10 protein-coding genes, 1 pseudogene and 2 riboswitches are annotated in these 20598 nt (G+C 57.9%); of the genes and pseudogenes, 7 read left to right on the top strand and 4 right to left on the bottom strand.

Annotated features, from left to right (window positions below; translation table 11 throughout):
* The first annotated feature begins 229 nt into the window (after positions 1 to 229).
* From tssI to ACTG2O_RS20685, 4 genes and pseudogenes are all read left to right on the top strand, one after another.
* Positions 230 to 2310: pseudogene (gene tssI, locus ACTG2O_RS20700) on the top strand (type VI secretion system tip protein TssI/VgrG).
* 216 nt (positions 2311 to 2526) lie between these two features.
* The gene (locus ACTG2O_RS20695; RefSeq protein WP_439976576.1) at positions 2527 to 4998 is read left to right on the top strand and encodes a glycoside hydrolase family 19 protein; all 2472 of its coding nucleotides are present in this window, start codon (positions 2527 to 2529) and stop codon (positions 4996 to 4998) included.
* Complete coding sequence (locus tag ACTG2O_RS20690; protein ID WP_019446328.1) at positions 4998 to 5714, top strand: hypothetical protein; 717 nt, start codon at positions 4998 to 5000, stop codon at positions 5712 to 5714. Before ACTG2O_RS20695 ends, ACTG2O_RS20690 begins: the two co-directional genes overlap by 1 nt.
* 486 nt (positions 5715 to 6200) lie before the next feature.
* Positions 6201 to 7355 carry a 3-phenylpropionate MFS transporter gene (locus tag ACTG2O_RS20685; protein WP_439976575.1) on the top strand — a complete coding sequence of 385 codons (1155 nt, stop codon included), beginning with the start codon at positions 6201 to 6203 and terminating at the stop codon, positions 7353 to 7355.
* 77 nt (positions 7356 to 7432) lie between these two features.
* Here the strand turns inward: ACTG2O_RS20685 and ACTG2O_RS20680 are convergent, their stop codons facing one another.
* From ACTG2O_RS20680 to ACTG2O_RS20670, 3 genes are read right to left on the bottom strand one after another with little or no spacing between them, the layout of a single operon-like run.
* On the bottom strand, positions 7433 to 8650 hold the full coding sequence (locus ACTG2O_RS20680; RefSeq protein WP_439976574.1) for a hypothetical protein: 1218 nt from the start codon (positions 8648 to 8650) through the stop codon (positions 7433 to 7435).
* A gap of 7 nt (positions 8651 to 8657) precedes the next feature.
* The gene (locus tag ACTG2O_RS20675; RefSeq protein WP_005335250.1) at positions 8658 to 8867 is read right to left on the bottom strand and encodes a helix-turn-helix domain-containing protein; all 210 of its coding nucleotides are present in this window, start codon (positions 8865 to 8867) and stop codon (positions 8658 to 8660) included.
* A gap of 7 nt (positions 8868 to 8874) precedes the next feature.
* Positions 8875 to 9423: a DUF2975 domain-containing protein gene (locus tag ACTG2O_RS20670; RefSeq protein WP_042056429.1), complete on the bottom strand. Its 549-nt coding sequence runs from the start codon at positions 9421 to 9423 to the stop codon at positions 8875 to 8877.
* A 215-nt stretch (positions 9424 to 9638) separates the two neighbouring features.
* On the opposite strand from ACTG2O_RS20670, the gene ACTG2O_RS20665 reads away from it, so the two are divergent.
* Entirely contained in the window at positions 9639 to 13094 is a 3456-nt protein-coding gene (locus ACTG2O_RS20665; protein WP_439976573.1) for a hybrid sensor histidine kinase/response regulator, read from the top strand.
* 234 nt (positions 13095 to 13328) lie between these two features.
* Positions 13329 to 13416: riboswitch (cyclic di-GMP riboswitch) on the top strand.
* A 102-nt stretch (positions 13417 to 13518) separates the two neighbouring features.
* Positions 13519 to 16113: a glycosyl hydrolase family 18 protein gene (locus tag ACTG2O_RS20660; RefSeq protein ID WP_439976572.1), complete on the top strand. Its 2595-nt coding sequence runs from the start codon at positions 13519 to 13521 to the stop codon at positions 16111 to 16113.
* A gap of 130 nt (positions 16114 to 16243) precedes the next feature.
* On the opposite strand, the gene ACTG2O_RS20655 is transcribed toward ACTG2O_RS20660, so the two are convergent.
* Positions 16244 to 17479, bottom strand: coding sequence for a sensor domain-containing diguanylate cyclase (locus ACTG2O_RS20655; RefSeq protein ID WP_019446324.1), 1236 nt, complete (start codon positions 17477 to 17479; stop codon positions 16244 to 16246).
* A gap of 315 nt (positions 17480 to 17794) precedes the next feature.
* Positions 17795 to 17882, top strand: a riboswitch (cyclic di-GMP riboswitch).
* 99 nt (positions 17883 to 17981) lie between these two features.
* On the opposite strand from ACTG2O_RS20655, the gene ACTG2O_RS20650 reads away from it, so the two are divergent.
* Positions 17982 to 20594 (top strand): glycosyl hydrolase family 18 protein, encoded by a 2613-nt coding sequence (locus ACTG2O_RS20650; protein WP_236285491.1) that lies wholly within the window; start codon positions 17982 to 17984, stop codon positions 20592 to 20594.
* The last annotated feature ends 4 nt before the right edge of the window (positions 20595 to 20598 follow it).

The raw sequence follows: 20598 nt of genomic DNA, 5'->3' as shown, positions 1-20598 counted from the left end.
CCCCTGCCGGGGTTTGATGCCCTGCCGGTGAGTGCGGAGGGATGGCAAAGCACTAAAGGGTGTCCTGTGATGCAGACCCGAACCGCTCGTAACCTGTTAACCCCTTTATCTTTGGTGGCCCTTGCGGCACCGGAGAGGGCGGTAGCGTGGCTGCGCGGTGAGGGATTGTATGGGCGCGAGAGTTGGCAATGGCTCAGGCACTGCTTGGCCGTGACAAGAGGGGAAAGCCATGGCTAATCAAACCGGATTGCAATTTACCGTCAAGGTGGGGGCGTTGCCCGAGAGCACCTTCGTGGTGGCCAGTTTCCAGCTGGATGAGGGGCTGAATCGGCCGTTCAACCTGCAGCTGGAGGTGGCAAGTAGCCAGCCTGATGTTGACTTTGGCGCCGTGCTGGACCAGCCATGCGAGCTGATAGTGTGGTACAACGGTGAGCTGCAACGCCGCGTCTGCGGGGTAGTGAGCGAGTTTGCGCAAGGGGATAGCGGTTTTCGTCGTACCCGCTATCAGTTGCAAGTCAAACCTGCCCTGTGGCGGTTGGGTCTTCGCCAGAACTCCCGCATCTTTCAGGCGCAAAAGCCCGACGAAATCCTCAGTATCCTGCTGCAAGAGCACGGCATCACCGATTACGCCTTTGCGCTCAAGAATGAGCACGCCCAGCGGGAATATTGCGTTCAGTATCGCGAGACCGACCTCGATTTCGTGAATCGCCTCGCTGCCGAAGAGGGCTTGTTCTACTTCCACGAGTTTGAAGCAGGCAAGCACCGCATCGTCTTTGCTGACGATGCGGCAGCCCTGACCGCGGGCCCCGAGCTATTTTTCAACCTCGGCAACCGCTCGCTGGAACAAGGTCCCTACGTGCGCCAGTTCCACTACCGCGAGGCGGTGCGCCCCTCGGATGTAGAGCTGAAAGATTACAGCTTCAAGACGCCAGCTTATGGCCTCTCCCACAAAAAGCAGGGTGCAGAGCTCGAGCACCAACGGGATACCTACCAGCACTTCGACTATCCGGGTCGCTACAAGCAGGACCCGAGCGGCAAGGCGTTTGTCCAGCATCGGCTCGATGCCCTGCGCAATGACGCGGTGGCGGGCAGTGGCAAGTCCAGCAGTGCCGCCTTGTTGCCGGGCCAGCACTTTTCATTGACCGAACATCCCAATGGTAGCCTCAACACTGACTGGCAAATCGTTCATATCCGCCACACCGGTGAGCAGCCACAAGCCTTGGAAGAAGAAGGCGGCAGCGGCCCGACCGTCTACCACAACGAATTTGGCGTAGTGAAGGCGAGTACCACCTGGCGCGCCCGTATCGGCAGCCCCGAAGCACCTCACAAGCCGATGGTGGACGGCCCGCAAATCGCGATAGTGGTCGGCCCCGAGGGGGAGGAGATTTACTGCGACGAACATGGCAGGGTGAAGCTGCATTCCCGTGGAACAGATATGGCAGCTCCAACGACCAGAGCTCCTGCTGGGTGCGGGTGAGTCAGGGCTGGGCCGGTGGCCAGTACGGCATGATGGCGATTCCGCGCATTGGCCATGAGGTTATCGTCTCATTCCTCGAAGGTGACCCCGACCAGCCCATCGTCACCGGTCGCACCTACCACGCCACCAACCGGCCGCCGTATGAGCTGCCAGCCAACAAGACTCGCACCGTGCTGCGCACCGAAACTCACCAGGGCGAGGGTTTCAACGAGCTGCGTTTTGAAGACCAGGCGGGGCAGGAAGAGATTTATATCCACGGTCAGAAAGACCTGAATGTGCTGATTGAAAACGATGCAGCGTGGCATATCAAGCACGACCAGCACACCGATATCGACAATGAGCGGGTCACTCGCATCAGAAAGGTGCCGGGCAAGGATGGCGCTCCGCCCAGCCTCGGTAATGACCACCTGACAGTTGAGGGTGAAAAACGCGACCACATCAAGGCGGACTATTCGCTGACAGTTGATACCTCCCTGCATCAGAAGCTAGGCCAATCTCTCTTGGTGGAAGCGGGTGAAGAGGTGCATATCAAGGTGGGTGACAAGCTGGTGCTGGAGGCGGGCTCCGAGATCACTCTCAAGGGCGGCGGTAGTTTTGTGAAAGTTGACCCGAGTGGCATCAAGCTGGTCGGCCCCGCCATCAAGCTCAATGCCGGCGGCAGCCCGGGATCAGGCTCTGGCTGGGCTGGTCAGGCTCCCGTTACTCCCAAAGGGGTTGAGGTGGTCAAAGCCCCAGAACTGGTTGAACTGGTCAAGGCGATTGCCACCGAGAAGGCGATGGAGGCGTTGCTCAAGGTGCTGGAGCCCGATAGCGATTATCAGCCCTCCGCTTGATGTTCGACGAACAACTTAGGATTGAATGACAAAGATGAAAATCGTCTATCCCATGCAACTGGCGGGTGAGAACGGCTCCAGCGAGATTGCATCTCTCGATGAGTTTATAAGAAGATCAACGGCCTCAAGAGCGGTACCTTCCCGATAGGCCGCAACCGTATCTGGCACGGTGGTATCCACTTCAGTAAAAGCGGAGGCTGGCACCCGAGCGGCGCAGTGCGCGCGATTGCTGACGGGGAGATTGTGGCCTACCGACTGGCGACTAAACCAGCCAAGGCGACCCGTAGCTCCGAAAAGGGCAAACCAGAGGGAAAGATTGACTTGTATACCTCCCCTTCGTTTTGTCTGGTACGTCATCGCTACGAAGCCGGTGAGCAGAGCAAGAATCAGCTGACCTTCTACAGCCTCTACATGCACATCGCCTGTGAGAACAGCTACAACAGTCCCGAGGCTGCGCGAGTAACGGTCAAGGGGACAGGTGTGTCCACCTATAAACCTGTGGTAGAGGGAACACCTCCCAAGCTGATACGTCGGCTGTCTGGCGATAAACCTGTCTATGCGAAAAGGGGGGCTGAAGTGAAGTTGGTCGACCAGGAAGTGAAGAGCCTGCTTAACCACAAAGATGAGTACCACGATTACTATCTGGTGCACTACGTTGATGACCCTGACAGCCTGTTCCATATTGCGGCAAGCCAATTGCATCAGGAATTTCCACAAAAGCCGACGTGGATGACGCCACCGGAAGGCAAGCCAGCTCGCTGTAAGATCCCTGGTAATACATGGCTACGTAAAAGCGCTGACACCACAGCTGAGTGCTTGGGGTTGCCTGCAGGTAGTGAGGTCGTGATATCTGGTGAGCCGGCACAAATGATAAGCATCAATGGCGGCACGACTGAGTTTCGTAAAGTACAGGTTTTCAAGGTGGGCAGCGGCACTGTCAAAGACAGTGCCAATCAGGTGATGACCAATGCTGGCAAAGGTGCCGTTGGTTGGCTGGCAAAAGGCAAGATGGGTGCCAGACTGGCCGCCGAACCGACTATCCCCGTCGAATTCAAAGACGATGCGCCGGTTGTTAACCGCAGTGCAAATCCGATACCGGTGCAGGCCGGAGAGATCATCGGTCATTGGGGTGAGCATGAGCTAGCCACTGCCGGTGCCAGCGGTTTCGAGAAAGACGCAGACAGCAAAGCCGTGCACTTTGAGGTGTTTGTGGCAGAGAGCGACAAACAGGTGCTTGAAGATTGCATCAATAACAAGGCGCGAGTAACCGGTGGCCAAGGCTACCTGCTGGTAAAGAAAAAGGTCACTACCTATCGTCTCACCAGCGATAGCAAGCATGGTTTTCACGAGGTTGCCAATTTTGGGCCGCTGGTCTTACCGTTGGCGGTGAAAGAGTCTGATATTGTCACTCACGGTGCCAACAACTTTGTGAAGGTACGTGAGCGGACTGCTGCGGACGGGGAGTTGGCTGGCGAGTTCGTATTGCAGGGTGGTGATGTCGAAGTCATCAGTCAGCACGACTGGCACAAGCTGGGCGTCAAGCTGGTCGATGGCAGCAGCGATGACGATGGATTTTTGGACAAGGCTGATACCGAGAGTGAAGAGCCGCAGCAGAAAGAGGCGAGCAAATTTTTTAGTACCCTCTATGACAAGCTGGTGATAGACGGAGACAACGATGGCACCCTGAGCGGCAATGACATCAAGGCCGCGTTGGCCGATGAGGAGTTGGCGGGCAAGTTGCGGATGTTGTTTATCAAGCACAAAAGTGAATGGGTAAAGCCAGGCAAGGAGTGGCCCCGCTTAAAACAGGAGTTGGCTGAGCAGCCGAAGCTCTATGAATATGCGATGCAGGTACACAACAATATGGCGTGGATGGAAGATGCCAGCGCGATATTGGTTGATACCCAACCTTGGTTTATTCATCCTGCGGGGATGATAGGGTTATTAGCACCTGCGACTTTAACAGCCATAAAATGCCATAAATGCCAAAAAGATATATCACTGTCTTTTGAATTTATGCGAACTTTCACGCCATCATCAGTTTCTGATTCTCGCCTTCATGATTTTATTGCTAGATGGAATGAGCACGCAATTGACTATGGCATTAGTTCTTGTGAACAAGCCATTAATCTACTGGGGCAGGGGAAACATGAAACAAAAAGATTTACTGCGTTCAGGGAATCTTTAGTTTATAGAAGTTACACAGCAGAGTCTTTATACTCTATGGCCCCAACTGCCATCAATAATGGCTTCGCACGAAAAGGGTTGAATTTATCCAGAGAGGAAAAGATGGATTATATAAAACGCCATCTTTTGAATAATGATGCTGGATATGGCGAGCATGCTTTTGGGAGTAATGAATTTCCAGGAAAAGATTATCGAGGACGTGGCCTGTTGCATTTAACTCATGCGGAAAACTATAGACTATGTGCTCTAGCGACGGGGTTGAATATATACTCTAACCCAGAACTGGTTGAAAGTGACATGCCATCCATAGTATTGTCTGGGTTTTGGTTCTGGAAATCGAACAGATTAGGTACTATAGCGGATAGTAGTGTAAGTAACTTAGATAAAGTAAAAAAGATTACAAAGATCATAAACCCTGGTCTAAAGGGCCTTGAGGAACGGGTTGAATTTACAGCAGAGGCAAGAGAGCTTCATGTTAGATTGTTTGGGGAGTGTAATTAATGCCAGCTTTATTTTTTCTATTTTTGTTGTCGTTTTCTTGTGCTGCACAATCAGAGGCAGAGGCTTCCATTCAGGGTCATGAGGGGAAACTATTTTTCGTAGACAGGATTGATGATACCATCGGCGACGATGTTATTGCGGCATTTTTTGATGACAATAATGGGGGGAGGTATTTTGTTGATTACCTTCCTTATTTGTCTTCTAAGGGTAAAATACAGGATTCCTTCTACTTAAACACTGATAACTTAACGAGTAAATATTTTGTTGTTCAGGAGTCACAAATAGACTCAGACACAGGAATGAATTGGTCTAATTATTTTAATGTCATTGTTTTTTCTTATCTCAATGGTAAGTTGATTAAAGATGAAAAGTTAACGTCATATTTTGGCTCTGGTGGAGACATTGTAAACCCTAATGGCGCTAATAGCATAACCTATTCCTTTCCATATTATAAAAAGGAAAGGATTTTACAAGCAGTGTCTAAGCCTGAATTTGATGCATGGATGAAAGGGCAAGATGTAAAATTAAAAATAAAAGGGAAGAGTTATTTTTTTCCTGAACCACTGCCAATTAACAGAGCTAAGTCTTATCTTGTCGAAGGTGATGTTGTCCTGAGGAAAAAACATGAGTCAGGTTGGGATTATGTTGTCTATAAATCAACTAAAGGACGAGAATATTCTGGCTGGATGCCTTGTTCTTTAACTGGAAGCTGTTAGATGATATGAGAAGTAAGTTTGATTAATTGCAACTAATTAGGCTTGTGTATAACTTTCCAAGTGGAAATTATTTTTGACAAGGGAAGATAGGGGCATTTATTTTTTGGAATGTACAGGCATAGTTATCACCTGACGCCGGCTTAACGCCGGTGTTTTTTATCGCTACAAATAGTTTTGGTGCAGGATAGCTCGAAGATTTGTTGTATCCAGATGATTTTTCGTTGTGAGGATGGATTTAAATTTGAATCCGAGATGCAGATCCAGGTGATGAGAAAAAGTGATTAGGGGACAAAAAAGAAACCCGCCGTGGGCGGGTGGAAGGATTGCAACACTAACCAGGAGGAGGTGTTACCAGGTAGACCCCACCTCTTCGGTAATAGTTCAATTTTATTGAAGTTTTTTCATTTTCTGCGCAGGGTTTCCATCGGGATCTGCGGTGGCGGATGGGTTATCATTCTGCTCCCGTCATCCGGTTGCAGAGGATCTATGCCCGCGTTTTCCTGGTTAGCGCTCTTTTTCGGCGCCTTCTATTTTGTCTACGGTGCTTACTTGCCGTTCTGGTCGCTCTGGCTGGAGGGGGTGGGCGTCAGCGCCGAGATGATTGGTCTGTTGCTGGGGGCGGGGATGGCGATCCGCTTTGCCGGCAACCTGATGGTGATGGGGCAGATCAAGGGGGCGGGCCATCTGTTGCCGGTTACCCGGTTGCTCTCCCTGCTCAGTTTGCTGGCGTTTCTCGGTTTCTATCTCAGTCATAACCTCTGGTGGCTGGTGGGCTTGACCCTGCTGGCGAACTTTATTTATCCGACCCTGATGCCGGTGGGGGAGGCGCTGGCGACCCGCATGGTGGTGCAGGCGCACCTCGATTACGGCAAGGTGCGACTGTGCGGCTCCTTTGCCTTTATCGTTGCCTCTACCCTGGTGGGGGCGTTGGTGGGGAATTTTGGTAGCGACTGGATTTTGCACACCATGGTAGCGGGGTTGGCGCTGATGCTGCTGCTCAGCTGGCTGCCGCTCTATCCGGCGCCACAGGATAGTCAGGGCGAGCGGGCCAAAGCATCCTTGCTGGCAACTCTGCGCAGCGCACCGGTGCGCCGTTTCCTGCTGCTGACAGCTCTGCTGCAGGGGAGCCACGCCGCCTATTACGGTTTCAGCGCCATCTACTGGAAGGCGCAAGGATATAGCGGCACCATCATCGGCTATCTCTGGGCGCTCGGGGTGGTGGCGGAGATCTGTATGTTTGCCGCCGACAAGCGTTTCTTGCAGCGCTTTGGCGCCCAGAGTCTCTTTATCGCCGGTGCCATCGGTTGTGTGGTGCGCTGGGTATTGCTGGGTGCCTCGAGCGAGTTGTGGGTGCTGGTGCTGGGGCAATTGCTCCACTCGGTGACGTTCGGCATGAGTCATCTCGGGGCTGTGCGTTTTATGACTCGCCAGCTGCCCGCCGAGCAGTTGATCCCGACCCAGGCGCTCTATGCGGCCCTTGGCCTCGGCATGACGGTGGCGGCTCTGATGGCACTCTGCGGCGTGCTGTTCGAGCCTCTCGGCGGCGGCATCTTCTTCCTGATGGTGCTGGTGGTCTTGCCGGTGTTCTTCCTGCGGCTGCGCCCCTTTGCGCCGTCTGCGCAGGAGAGGGCTCCAGCCTGATATTTGTCTATTTGAATCATCACCTAACAAAAGGGAGAGCCACGGCTCTCCCTTTTTCGTTGCTGCGGTTTGCGGCGTTACTGCTGCTCGCCCAGATAGAGGCGGCTGAGGCGGCGCCAGGTGTCCGAGCCGATGGTGCCGGCAAGCAGCTCATTGGAGGCGGCATCAAAGCGGCCATCCGGCTGCCAGCCCAGTTGGGGCAGCAGTTGCGCCAGCGTCACGTCATTGTGCTGCAGCTCCCGCTCCAGCGCTTCCCAGAAGGCGCTCCCCTTGACGTAAAAGAGCGGGTAGTAGGAGTGATCGCCCGCCAGCACCTCGCGAGCTGCCCGATAGAGGCCGCTCTCGCTATGAGGTAGCAGTTTGCCCCGCTCGGCCAGCTCGTTGACCGCCGTGACCTGATGCAGCCGAAAGCGGCGCAGCGCCTTGATGGCGAGGTACTCGGCGAGGCTTTCGTTGACCCAGGTGGGCTGTGGAGCTGCGCGGTGAGCGCTGAGGATATGCACCGCCTCGTGGGCCGAGGTGCGCAGCAGGCGCAAGGGGGCCTGTGGCGTCGGTTTGCCAGCCTGGGTGGGGTAGTTGGCGACAAACACCTGATCTCCGGCGGCACCGCCGAGGGAGCGGGTTGCCACATCCCGCCCCAGCCACACCAGTTGCCATGGATGAGTGGGCGGATCCACATCAAGCTGGAAGGCCAGATAGTCGATGATCTCATTCAGTTGCTGCTGCAAGGTCGGCAGATCGAGCTGATTGGCGGTCTCGTCATGGCTCAGCACCAGCCGCGGATCCGGCTTGGTGACGGGCACTGTGTCCAGACCAAACGACAGGATCAACGGCGGCTGGTTGACATCCGGCAGTGGTTGGCAGCTGCCATCCGGCAGACAGACCTCCCCTCGGTGGTTCCCCATCTGGCGCACAAAGTTACCCCATTCGGTCAATAGCCACTGGTTGGGAGCGAACAGAAGCGACTGTTGGGCCGAGGCATCAGCACCCACTGTCGGAGCCGGTGTGAGCGTGATCTGCCAGCCGATCTCTTTGCAAGAGAAGGGCTGGTTGAGGGCAACCGGCTGGTTGTCTGCAAGGCAGATCAGCGCGGGGGAAACCGGCGCGACACTGCCCGGCAACTGGCGGGCGGGGAGCAGGATAAAAGGGGGCTTGCCCTGCATGGTGAGGCGCACTTGCAGCACATTAGCGCTGGCGCCCTGCTCGATAAGGTAGCGGGGGCCGTTCGCGTCATTGCCAGCGCAGGCCCACAGCGGCAGCAGCCACAGGGCAAACAGGGTGATATGACGACTCATAAGGGGGTTAGCGCTCCTGCTCGTAGCCCAGCAGATCGCCGGGCTGGCATTTGAGTTCACGGCAGATGGCCTCCAGGGTGGAGAAGCGCACCGCCTTGGCGTGGCCATTCTTGAGGATCGAGAGGTTGGCCTCGGTGATGTCGATGCGCTGGGCCAGCTCGCGGGCGGTCATTTTGCGCTCTGCCAGCAGGGCATCGAGGCGGATGATAATGGGCATACGTTCCTCACACCGTCAGTTGCTGTTCATCAGCCAGCAGTTTTGCCTCGCGCATGACCAGTGCCAGCGCCAGTACGATCAGTCCCGCCAGCAGTACCCGGAAATCGGAGGTACTCAGCGCTATGGTACCGAGTACTTCCGGGCCTCTCATGGTGAGCACCGTATCCAGCAAGGGGGTCAGGATCAACTCGACCAGGAAGGTTGCACAGAGGAGCAGTCCGATCTGGCGGTAGCGGCGGATCTGCTCGAAGGTGAAGAGCAGACCGGCGCGGTAGCCGCGAAACAGCTGACGCAGTTGCCAGAGCATCATCATAAAGACCAGATCCGGCAACAGCTGTACCAGGGTGCCTAGCAGCCGGGTGGAGAAGTGAAGGGGATAGTCGGCAGGATTGATGCCGGGGCGGCTCAAGATGGTGTTGAGTTTATCCTGCAGAAAATCGGCGCCACCGAAGGGAGTCCACACCTCCAGCAAAGTGATCAAAGGGGTAGCCAGCAGTGCCAACAGTAGCAGCCATTCGATCAGCATGCTCGAGCGTTCGAGTTTGTTGGAGATCATCTCATTCCTCACTGTGATGGTTTTATCTGAAAGGTAAAGTTTATCGTTTATCAATATTTACATCGGCAATGTTTATTGTTTTACGATATACAGTCAAGATAAAACTTATTGAAAAACGATAATTTCAATCTGTCCGAAGGGGATGACTTTTGGCTGCAGCCTCTCTAGACTGGCGAGGTTGTATACAAAAACTCAACATGGACAAGGAGTTATCGATGCACCAGGGATGGCTGCTGATCGGATTGTCGCTCACCTATCTGGGGCTGCTGTTTCTGATCGCCTTCGTGGCAGACAAGCACAAACGGCACCGTCTCAAGGGGCAACCGCTGCTCTACAGCCTGTCGCTGGCGGTCTACTGCACCTCCTGGACCTTCTTCGGCACCGTGGGGCAGGCGAGTGAATCCCCCTGGTCACCAGTACCCATCTACCTTGGCCCCATGCTGGTCTTTCTGTTTGGCTGGCGGCTGCTGGCCCGCCTTATTCTGGTGGCCAAGCGCGAGCACATCACCTCCATCGCAGACTTTATCGCCGCCCGTTACGGCAAATCCCAGCGGCTCGCCATGGTGATCGCCCTCATCGCCATCATGGGGATCCTCCCCTATCTGGTGTTGCAGCTTAAAGCCATCGTCACCGGGCTGGATCTGCTGATGGTCAACAGCGGCGGCATCAGCCCGACCAGCAATACCAGCGAGTTGGCGCTCGGGGTTACTCTGCTGCTGGCGCTGTTCAGCATCCTGTTCGGTACCCGCCATCTCGATGCCACCGAGCACCACAGGGGGATGGTGGTGGCCATCGCTTTCGAGTCGGTGGTCAAATTGCTGGCCTTTATCGCGGTGGGGGGCTTTGCCCTCTGGCTGATCCTGAGCAAACCGGGCGAGGCTCACGAACAGGTGACCCGTGACTTTTTTGCGCAGGTGGTGGCGGTGAGCCCCGGCAACCTGCTGGAGCTTGCCATCTATACGGTGCTGGCGATGTGCGCCGTCATCTGCCTGCCGCGCCAGTTTCATGTGACTGTGGTGGAGAACAATCAGGGGCAGGACCTGCACTGGGCGCGCTGGATCTTCCCGCTCTACCTGTTCGTGATGGGGCTCTTTATCTGGCCGCTGGCGCTGGCGGGCAAGCAGTGGGTGGGGGCCGACATGGCCTCCGACACCTATGTGATCAGTTTGCCGATGGCCCTCGGGTTCGATGGCATGGCGATGCTGGCGTTTCTCGGCGGCACCTCGGCGGCCACCGGCATGGTGATCGTCTGCACCATCGCACTGGCGATAATGGTGAGCAACGATCTGGTGCTGCCGGTGCTGCTGCGCCGCTTCTGGCGGCAGGGGCGTGACGAGCGGCTGGTACGGCTGCTGTTGCAGGTGCGCCGTGGCGCCATCCTGCTGATCTTGCTGGCGGCCTGGGGGCTCTACCTTTGGCTCGGCGATCTCACCAGCTTGTCGCGCATCGGTTACCTCTCCTTTGGCGCGGTGGCCCAGTTTGCGCCGGCCCTGCTGCTCGGTCTCTACTGGCGTCACGGCAATCGCAAGGGGGTCTATCTCGGTCTCTTCCTTGGGGTGAGTCTCTGGTTCGTCACCCTGCTGGTGGAGAGCGGGCTGTTGGCCGGTTCACCGCTGGCTGAGCTGCTGGCGCCGCCGGACTGGCCTGCGTTTCGCGAGCTGAGTCTCGGGGCCTGGTGCATCTTCCTGAGCCTGCTCTTCAACCTGCTCGGCTATGTGGCCGGTTCCTTGTTGTCGCGCCCTGCGGTGAGCGAGCGGCTGCAGGCGGCCAACTTCGTCGGCAAGCCGAGCCGCGATACCGCCGCCCTCTATCAGGCGCGGGTCTCGGTCAAGGAGCTGGAGATGCTGGCGGCCCGCTTTGTCGGTTCAAGCCGGGTCAAACGCGCCTTTGGTCGTTTCGCCGGTGAGCGGGGCGGCACCCTGGCGCCCCAGATGCAGGCCTCGGCCGAACTGATTGCCCACACCGAGCGGCTGCTGGCGGGGGTGTTTGGCACCTCGTCGGCGCGGTTGGTGCTTGCCTCTGCCCTGCAGGGGCGCAACATGCAGCTCGAGGAGATCGCCACCATAGTCGATGAGGCCTCCGACGTGTTTCGCTTCAACCGCGGCCTGCTGCAGGGGGCGATCGAGCATATCGGGCAGGGGATTTCGGTGGTGGACAGGGAGCTTAGGCTGGTGGCCTGGAACCGCCGCTACATCGAGCTGTTCCACTATCCGCCGGGGCTTATTCAGGCAGGGCGTCCCATCGAGGAGATCATCCGCTACAACGCCCAGCAGGGGCTCTGTGGCACCGGCGATATCGAGGATCATGTGGCGCGGCGGGTCGCCTTTATGAAGCGGGGCAGCGCCCATATCTCGGCGCGGGAGCGCCCGGACGGGCGGGTGATCGAGATGCAGGGCAACCCCATGCCCGCCGGCGGTTTCGTTATGACCTTTACCGACATCACGCCGTTTCGCGATGCGGAGCGGGTGCTGCGCGAAGCGAACGAACATCTGGAGGCACGGGTGGCCGAGCGTACCCGTGAGCTCTCCGAACTCAACCGCCAACTGCTGCTGGTGAACCAGCAGGTGGAGCGGGCCAATCAATCCAAGAGCCGTTTTCTGGCGGCGGTTAGCCACGATCTGACCCAACCCCTTAATGCCGCCAAGCTGTTTACCTCCTCACTGCTGGAGATGTTGCCCGATGCTGGCGAGCAGGCCCGCATCGCCCGCCATATCGATGATGCGCTGGGGGCGACCGAGGATCTCATCACCGATTTGCTCGATATCTCGCGGCTCGAAGCGGGCAAGTTCAAGGCCAAGAAGCTCGACTTTGCCCTGCGCGATCTGCTCGACAACCTCAAGGCGGAGTTTGGCGTGCTGGCCCAGGCGGGGGGGATCCACTTCTCGGTGGTGGAGAGCAAGCACGCGGTGCACAGCGATGTGCGGCTGCTGCGCCGGGTGCTGCAGAACTTCCTCACCAATGCGTTTCGCTACAACCCGGGGGGCCGGGTGCTGCTTGGTTGCCGCCGGATGGGTGAGAAGGTCCGCATCGAGGTATGGGACAACGGCCCCGGCATCCCGCAAGACAAGCAGGAGGCGATTTTCGACGAGTTCTCCCGTCTCGATCACTCCCGTACCGCCAAGGAGCAGGGGCTGGGTCTGGGGCTTGCCATCGCCCGCGGCATCTCGCTGGTGCTCGGTCATCAGCTCACATTGCAGAGCTGGCCGGGCAAGGGGTCGGTCTTTGCGGTGACCCTCAATCTGGCGACCCGGCCGGTCACGGCCCATCAGTGGGCGGCGCCAGTGGCGCGCGACAGCCAGCTGGAAGGTGTAGCAGTGCTCTGCATCGACAACGAGCGGGACATTCTGACCGCCATGAACACCCTGCTCGGCCGTTGGGGCTGCGAGGTGCGCTGCGCCGTCGATCTGGCCGAAGCCGAGGAGCTGGTGGCACAAGGGTTTGTGCCGAGACTGGTGCTCTCTGACTACCACCTCGACGACGGCAAGACCGGGTTGGAGGCGCTCGCTGCCCTGCAACGAGTGTGTGGCGACGAGCTGGGAGGCATCATCATCAGTGCCGATCGCAAGAGCGAGTTGCAGGCGCAGATCCGCGAGCGGGGGTATGGCTACATCAGCAAACCGGTCAAACCACTCAAACTGCGGGCCCTGATGAACAGTCTGCTGCTGCGCTAGCCGCAGCCGGGGCTGCTAGCCGTGAACCTGCTCACAAAACCGTGCAATGATCCCGTGGACCCTGGTCATGGATAAATGCTGAAAACAGAGATTTATTGGCGAAGATCTCTTCATCTTCCTGCGTAATGGCTGCCAGTTACTCTTTTGGCTTGCCACTGTCGGTGAACGCCGACAGTGGCAGACCGGATTGGCTCACTCTATAGTCGGGATGCGATTTTTTGCATCGCAAATGAAGTAACCGAAGGGCAAACCGATCGCAAGATCGGGACGCAAAGCTTCCGGTCCAGGGATGAGCCGTACTTGAGATAGCGGGGCCACCACAGGTTGTTGTGCACCTTTGCCAAGAGGCCGCACTGCCGTCTGCGTTACCTGTCAGGGCGTAGCCCTTTTCGTTGCCAACATAACGAAATAGGGAAATATAAAAATGCTAAGTCCAAAGCCTACCATGCTGGCCCTCGCGGTCGGTCTGTGCTGCGCCTCGTCCGCTTATGCTGCGGCGCCCGGCAAGCCGACCATCGGATGGGGCCCCACCAAGTTTTCCATCGTTGAAGTCGATCAGGCGGCCACTGCCTACAACAATCTGGTCAAGGTAAAGGATGCCGCCGATGTGGAGGTGAACTGGAACCTCTGGAGCGGCGATCTGGGACAGAGTGCCAAGGTGCTGCTCAATGGTCAGGAGGTGTGGTCCGGCCCCTCGGCCGCGGCGGGCAGCGCCAAATTCAAGGTGAAGAAAGGGGGGCGCTACCAGATGCAGGTGGCGCTGTGCAACGCCGATGGCTGTACCCTCTCTGATGCCAAGGAGATCGTGGTCGCCGATACCGATGGCAGCCATCTGGCGCCACTCAAGGCGCCGCTGCAGGAGAACAACAAGCCCTACGCCAACAAGTCCGGCAAGGTGGTGGGGACTTACTATGTGGAGTGGGGGGTCTATGGCCGCAAGTTTACGGTGGAGAAGATCCCGGCCCAGAACCTGACCCATATCCTCTATGGTTTCACCCCCATCTGCGGCGGGGATGGCCTCAACGACAGCCTCAAGGAGATCGAAGGGAGCTTCCAGGCGCTGCAACGGGCGTGTGCCGGTCGCGCCGACTTCAAGGTGGCGATGCACGATCCCTGGGCCGCCATCCAGATGCCGCAAGGCAACCTCACTGCCCATGATGAGCCCTACAAGGGCAACTTTGGCGCCCTGATGGCGCTCAAGCAGGCCTATCCGAACCTCAAGATCCTCCCCTCGGTCGGCGGCTGGACCCTCTCCGACCCCTTCTACTTCCTCGGTGACAAAACCAAGCGCGATGTGTTTGTCGGCTCGGTGAAAGAGTTCCTGCAGACCTGGAAGTTCTTCGACGGTGTGGATATCGACTGGGAGTACCCGGGCGGACAGGGGGCCAACCCGAAACTGGGCAGCCCGAGCGATGGTGCCACCTATGTGGCCCTGATGAAGGAGCTGCGGGCCATGCTCGACGAGCTGGAGGCCGAGACCGGTCGCCAGTATGAGCTCACCTCGGCCATCGGGGCGGGGGGCGACAAGATCCAGGATGTGGACTACAAGGCGGCCCAGCCCTACATGGACCACATCTTCATGATGACCTACGACTACAACGGTGCATGGAGCAACACCGAGCTGGGCCACCAGACCAACCTCTATGCAGCGAGCTGGGACCCCGCAACCAAGTACACCACCGACAAGGCGGTCAATCAGCTGCTGGCGCAGGGGGTTGAACCGGGCAAGCTGGTGGTCGGGGCCGCCATGTATGGCCGTGGCTGGACTGGCGTGAGCGGTTATCAGGGCAACAACCCCTTCACCGGCAAGGCGACCGGCAAGGTGAAAGGCACCTGGGAGGACGGGGTGGTGGATTACCGCGACATCGTCAACAACCGGATGGGGGCTGGCTGGGAGAAGGGCTACGACGAGGTGGCCGAGGCGCCCTATCTGTTCAAGGCTTCGACCGGCGATCTCATCACCTATGACAACGAGCGCTCGGTCAAGGCCAAGGGGCAGTATGTGCTGGCCAACAAGCTGGGGGGCCTCTTCTCATGGGAGATCGACGCCGACAATGGCGACATCCTCAATGCCATGCATGAAGGGCTGGGCCACGGCGAGGGGACGACTCCACCAGCCAACAAGCCGCCATTGGCCAACGCGGGCAGTGACCTCAAGGTGACCGGTCCGACCGAGGTGACGCTGGATGGTTCGGCCTCCCACGATCCGGAAAATAGCGCGCTCAGCTACAGCTGGAAGCAGATCTCCGGGCCGCAGGCTGGCTTGCTCGATGCCACTCAGGCCAAGGCCCGTGTTGTACTCGATGCCGTGTCCGCCGACATCAATCTGGTGTTCGAGCTGACAGTGACCGATGACCAGCAGTTGAGTGCCAAGGATCAGGTGGTGGTGACCAACAAGGCGCCGCAGGCCAATCTGGCGCCGGTGGTGAGTCTACCTGCCACGGCCTCTGTGGAGGCGGGCAAGCAGGTGACCATCAAGGCGACCGCCTCCGATCCGAACGGTGATCCGTTGACCTATCAGTGGAGCGTGCCGGCAGGCATCACCGCGACGGGTCAGAACAGCGCCACTCTGGTGGTCACCGGCCCGAACGTCACCAGCGACACCGGCTATGACCTGAGCGTCACCGTCTCCGACGGCGGGCTGGATGCCAGTGCGGCAACCCGTCTGACGGTCAAACCGGCCAGCAGCGGCGGTGGTTGCACGGCGACCGATCCGGATGCGGCCAACTGGCCAGTCTGGAAAGCGGCCAGCACCTATAACAGCGGCGACAAGGTGAGCCATAACCAGCTGGTATGGCAGGCCAAGTACTGGACCCAGGGCAACGAGCCGAGCCGCACCGCAGATCAGTGGCTGTTGGTGAGCAAGGTGCAACTGGGTTGGGATGCCAATGTGGCCTACAACGGTGGCGAGATCACCACCCATAACGGCCGTCAGTGGAAGGCGCAGTACTGGACCAAGGGTAATGAGCCCGGCAAACACGACGTCTGGCAGGATGTGGGAGCCGCCAGCTGTAAATAAGCATTGAATGGTGGCGGGGCATGCCGGTCATGCCCCGTTTTTTCTCCCCGCTTCGCCACATTCTTGCGGGTCTGCCAATCGGTTTCCCCACCCAGCTTCTCTTTTGTGCCTGCAAAGCAGCCCTTCCGGGCTAGTGATTAATGCTCTCCCCGATAGCTGGCATCTGTGCCGCACGCTGCTCTTTGTGGTGCCGCTTGTGTTGATACATGTCGGCATCGGCTCTGGCAAACGCGGCGGCAAAGTCGCCGCGATAGGGGGCCATCCCCATGCTGCACGAGATAGTGGGGGAGGCGCTGGCCAGCATGGTGGTCAGCCTGGCCATCGCCTGTTGCAGATCGGTCGGTGTCAGAGTGGTGAGCAGCACAAACTCATCCCCGCCGAAGCGGGCGGCAATCACCCCCTGACCGAAGTGCTGGCGTATGCCATCTGCGATAAGGCGCAGGGCCTGATCACCCGCCAAATGACCACTGCTGTCATTGAGCTGCTTGAGATTATCCATGTCGATCAGCAGCAGTGTGCCTTCCGGCTGTGCTTGCAGAGCGAGTTCGAATTGCTGGCGATTGGCGAGCCCGGTCAGCTGGTCGGTATTGGCCAGCTGATAGATGCGGCGGGATTGCTGATAGATGGTGATGGCGTGGCGAATATCTCGCGCCAGGATCGCCATCAGGTGGCTGTCGTAGCGGGTAAAGGCATGACGTTTGCTGCTGTCCATATTGATCATGCCGTAGAGCTGACCATCGATATGGATCGGGGTCGCCAGCGTGGCCTGGATGGGTAGGTCGGTGCAGTTGACCAGCAGCTCTCTGTCCTGTTCGGACAGGGGCATGGTGGCATTTATCTTCGACAGGTCGTTGATCAGCAAGGTTTTGTTGCAACGCCCCTGAGTCAGCTTGTACTGAAAGGTGTGCTCCAGCGGCAGATTGATCCGCCGCAGTTTCACCAGATCCATGCCGATGGCTGCTTCATACCTCAACATGCCTGTGCCCGGCAGCAGCTTGATCAGGCAGCCCATTTCGGCCCCCGGGATCAACATTACGGCTCGTCTGAGCAGATCTTCCAGAAAGGCCTCTTCGGTCTGGTATTGCGCCGAGTTGCGGGCCAGTTCGGCGGTGGTTTCGTTGATCTTGAGCGCCTCACTCAGATGCTGCCACTGGCGGTGCAGATGGTAGCGGTAGTGGCGATAGAGCCAGAAGGTGCAGATAAGGTAGCTCTGGACTAGCAAGGTGCTGGCAAGCGGCGCCCTTTGCCAGCCATTGAGGCTGTTGATAAGCCAGATCATCCCGGCCAGTGGCAAGGCATAAATCGTCAAACGAACAAATTTGTCGTATCTGGATAACCGGGTGCGTGAGGGCAGTTCGCTGGGCATGAAGACACCTGCTGGCCATGCAAAACGGCGATTATAAATTCATTAGTTGCGATACAGATGGGTCTTTTGTCGCATATTGTTCTTACTCATTGATTTTTCTCAATTTGGTGTGATGCAGATCAAAAAAATGGTGTGAGGTATCTGGTTGGAGGTGATGAGATTAGGTCTGCATATCCGGCTGTTTTTTAAACATTAATTTCTTGAAAGTGGGTAATTGTCGGGGTTGGTAACTGGTGGGCTGGCAATGGTCCGATTTGCTTACTTATCAGAATTACCCTACAGTCAATCGGCGATTATTTATCGCCAGAAATAACGTTGTGACAAGGGCAAACCGATTGAAAAGTCGGGACGCAAAGCTTCCGGTCTAAGGGTCAAGACGACCTAGGATAGCGGGGCCACCACAGTAGAATGCAGGCTGCCCTTGCCAAGGGGTGGCCGTTTTTGTGTCACCTGTCGTGTTGCGTTGCCCTTTCGTTTTTCCCATAACGAAAAGGAAAGCAATATGCTAAGTCCAAAACCTGCACTGCTGGCCATGATGGTCGGCACCCTGCTCGCCTCCTCCGCCGCTTATGCGGCAGCTCCCGGCAAACCCGCCATCGGTTGGGGCCCCACCAAGTTTGCCATCGTCGAAGTCAACCAGTCCGCGACCGCTTATAACGAGCTGGTCAAGGTGAAGGATGGCGCCGATGTGACCGTCACCTGGAATCTCTGGAACGGCGATATCGGCCAGAGTGCCAAGGTGCTGCTGGATGGCAAGGAGGTGTGGTCAGGTCCCTCTTCCGCCGCGGGTACCGCCACCTTCAAGGTGCACAAGGGGGGCCGCTATCAGATGCAGGTCGCGCTGTGCAACGGCGATGGCTGTACCCTGTCTGATGCCAAGGAGATCGTGGTCGCCGATACCGACGGCAGCCACCTCGCACCGCTCAAGCCTGCCCTGCAGGAGCACAACAAGCCTTACGTCAACAAGTCCGGCAAGGTGGTCGGCACCTACTATGTGGAGTGGGGGGTCTATGATCGCAACTTCACCGTGGACAAGCTGCCGGCCCAGAACCTGACCCATATCCTCTATGGCTTCACCCCGATCTGTGGCGGTGATGGCCTCAACGACAGCCTCAAAGAGATTGCCGGCAGCTTCCAGGCGTTGCAACGAGCCTGCGCCGGGCGCAAGGATTTCCAGGTCGCCATTCACGATCCCTGGGCCGCGCTGCAAAAAGGGCAGGGGTCACTGGTCGCCTGGGATGAGCCCTACAAGGGCAACTTCGGTAATCTGATGGCCCTCAAGCAGGCCTATCCGGACCTGAAGATCCTCCCCTCCGTCGGTGGCTGGACCCTCTCCGACCCCTTCTTCTTCATGCATGACAAGGCCAAGCGTGACGTGTTCGTCGCCTCGGTCAAAGAGTTCCTGCAGACCTGGAAGTTCTTCGACGGTGTCGATATCGACTATGAGTTCCCGGGCGGCGACGGTGCCAACCCCAATCTGGGGGACAAGACCAAAGATGGGGAAACCTATGTGCTGATCATGAAGGATCTGCGCGCCATGCTCGACGAGCTGGAGGCCGAGACCGGTCGCACCTATCAGCTCACCTCCGCCATCGGTGCCGGTTACGACAAGATTGAGGATGTGGATTACAAGGCTGCCCAGCAGTACATGGACCACCTCTTCGTGATGAGTTACGACTACAACGGTGCCTGGAGCAATACCTCCCTGGGTCATCAGGCCAACCTCTATCAGGCTACCAACGGCTCGGCCAACAAGCGCTACAACACTGATGCAGCGGTGCAGCAACTGCTGGCGCAGGGGGTCGACTCCGAGAAGCTGGTGATCGGTGCCGCCGCCTACGGTCGCGGCTGGAAAGGGGTGAGCGGCTATCAGGGCAACGATCCCTTCACCGGCACCGCCACCGGCAAGATCAAGGGCACCTGGGAAGATGGCGTGCTGGATTATCGCCACATCGTCAACAGCCATATGGGCGCAGGCTGGGAGTACAACTACGACGAGACTGCCGAAGCGGCCACCCTGTTCAAGCCCTCCACCGGCGAGCTGATCACCTATGACGACGAGCGCTCGGTCAAGGCGAAAGGCCAATACGTGCTGGCCAACAAGCTGGGCGGGCTCTTCTCCTGGGAGATCGATGCCGACAACGGCGACATCCTCAACGCCATGCATGAAGGTCTCGGTCACGGTGAAGGGGTCACTCCGCCAGCCAACAAGCCGCCAGTAGCCAACGCGGGCAGCGATGTGGCGGTGACCGGCCCGGCTACCCTGACGCTGGATGGCTCAGCCTCCCATGATCCGGAAAAAGGCTCCCTGACCTACAGCTGGAAGCAGGTCTCCGGCCCGCAGGCTGCTCTGCTTGATGCCACTCAGGCCAAGGCCCAGGTTGTACTCGATGCCGTGTCCGCCGACATCAATCTGGTGTTCGAGCTGACGGTGACCGATGACCATCAACTGACCGCCAGGGATCAGGTGGTGGTGACCAACAAGGCGCCGCAGCCCAACCTGCCTCCGGTGGTGACTTTGCCTGCCAGCGTCAAGGTGGAAGAGGGCAAGCAGGTGACCATCACTGCCAAGGCATCCGACCCCAACGACGACGAGCTGATCTATCAATGGCAAGTGCCTGCCGGTATCACGGCGACCGGCCAGAACAGCGCCACCCTGGTGGTCACCGGCCCGGCGGTGGATGTCGAAACCGGTTATGACCTCTCTGTGACCGTCTCCGATGGCGCACTCGATGCCAACGCGGCAACCCGCCTCACCGTCACGCCAATCAACGAAGGCGGTGAGGGTGGCTCCTGCAACACCACAGATCCGGAAGCGGCCAACGTTCCCGCATGGCAGGCCAGCAAGGTCTACAACGGCGGTGACAAGGTGAGCCACAACCAGCTGGTATGGCAGGCCAAGTACTGGACTCAGGGTAATGAGCCGAGCCGCGCCGCCGATCAGTGGTCGCTGGTGAGTCAGGTTGATCTGGGCTGGAACGCAGCCGTTGCCTACAACGGCGGGGATCTCACCAACCACAACGGCCATCAGTGGAAGGCCAAGTGGTGGACTCAAGGCAATGAGCCGGGCAAGCACGATGTCTGGCTGGATATCGGGGCAGCAAGCTGTAACTGAGGCC

This window comes from Aeromonas sp. 61P (genome assembly GCF_051919545.1).
Classification (GTDB): Bacteria; Pseudomonadota; Gammaproteobacteria; order Enterobacterales; family Aeromonadaceae; genus Aeromonas; species Aeromonas veronii.
Note: the sequence above shows the minus strand (reverse complement) of the source record. Positions and strands in the feature narration are given on the sequence as shown.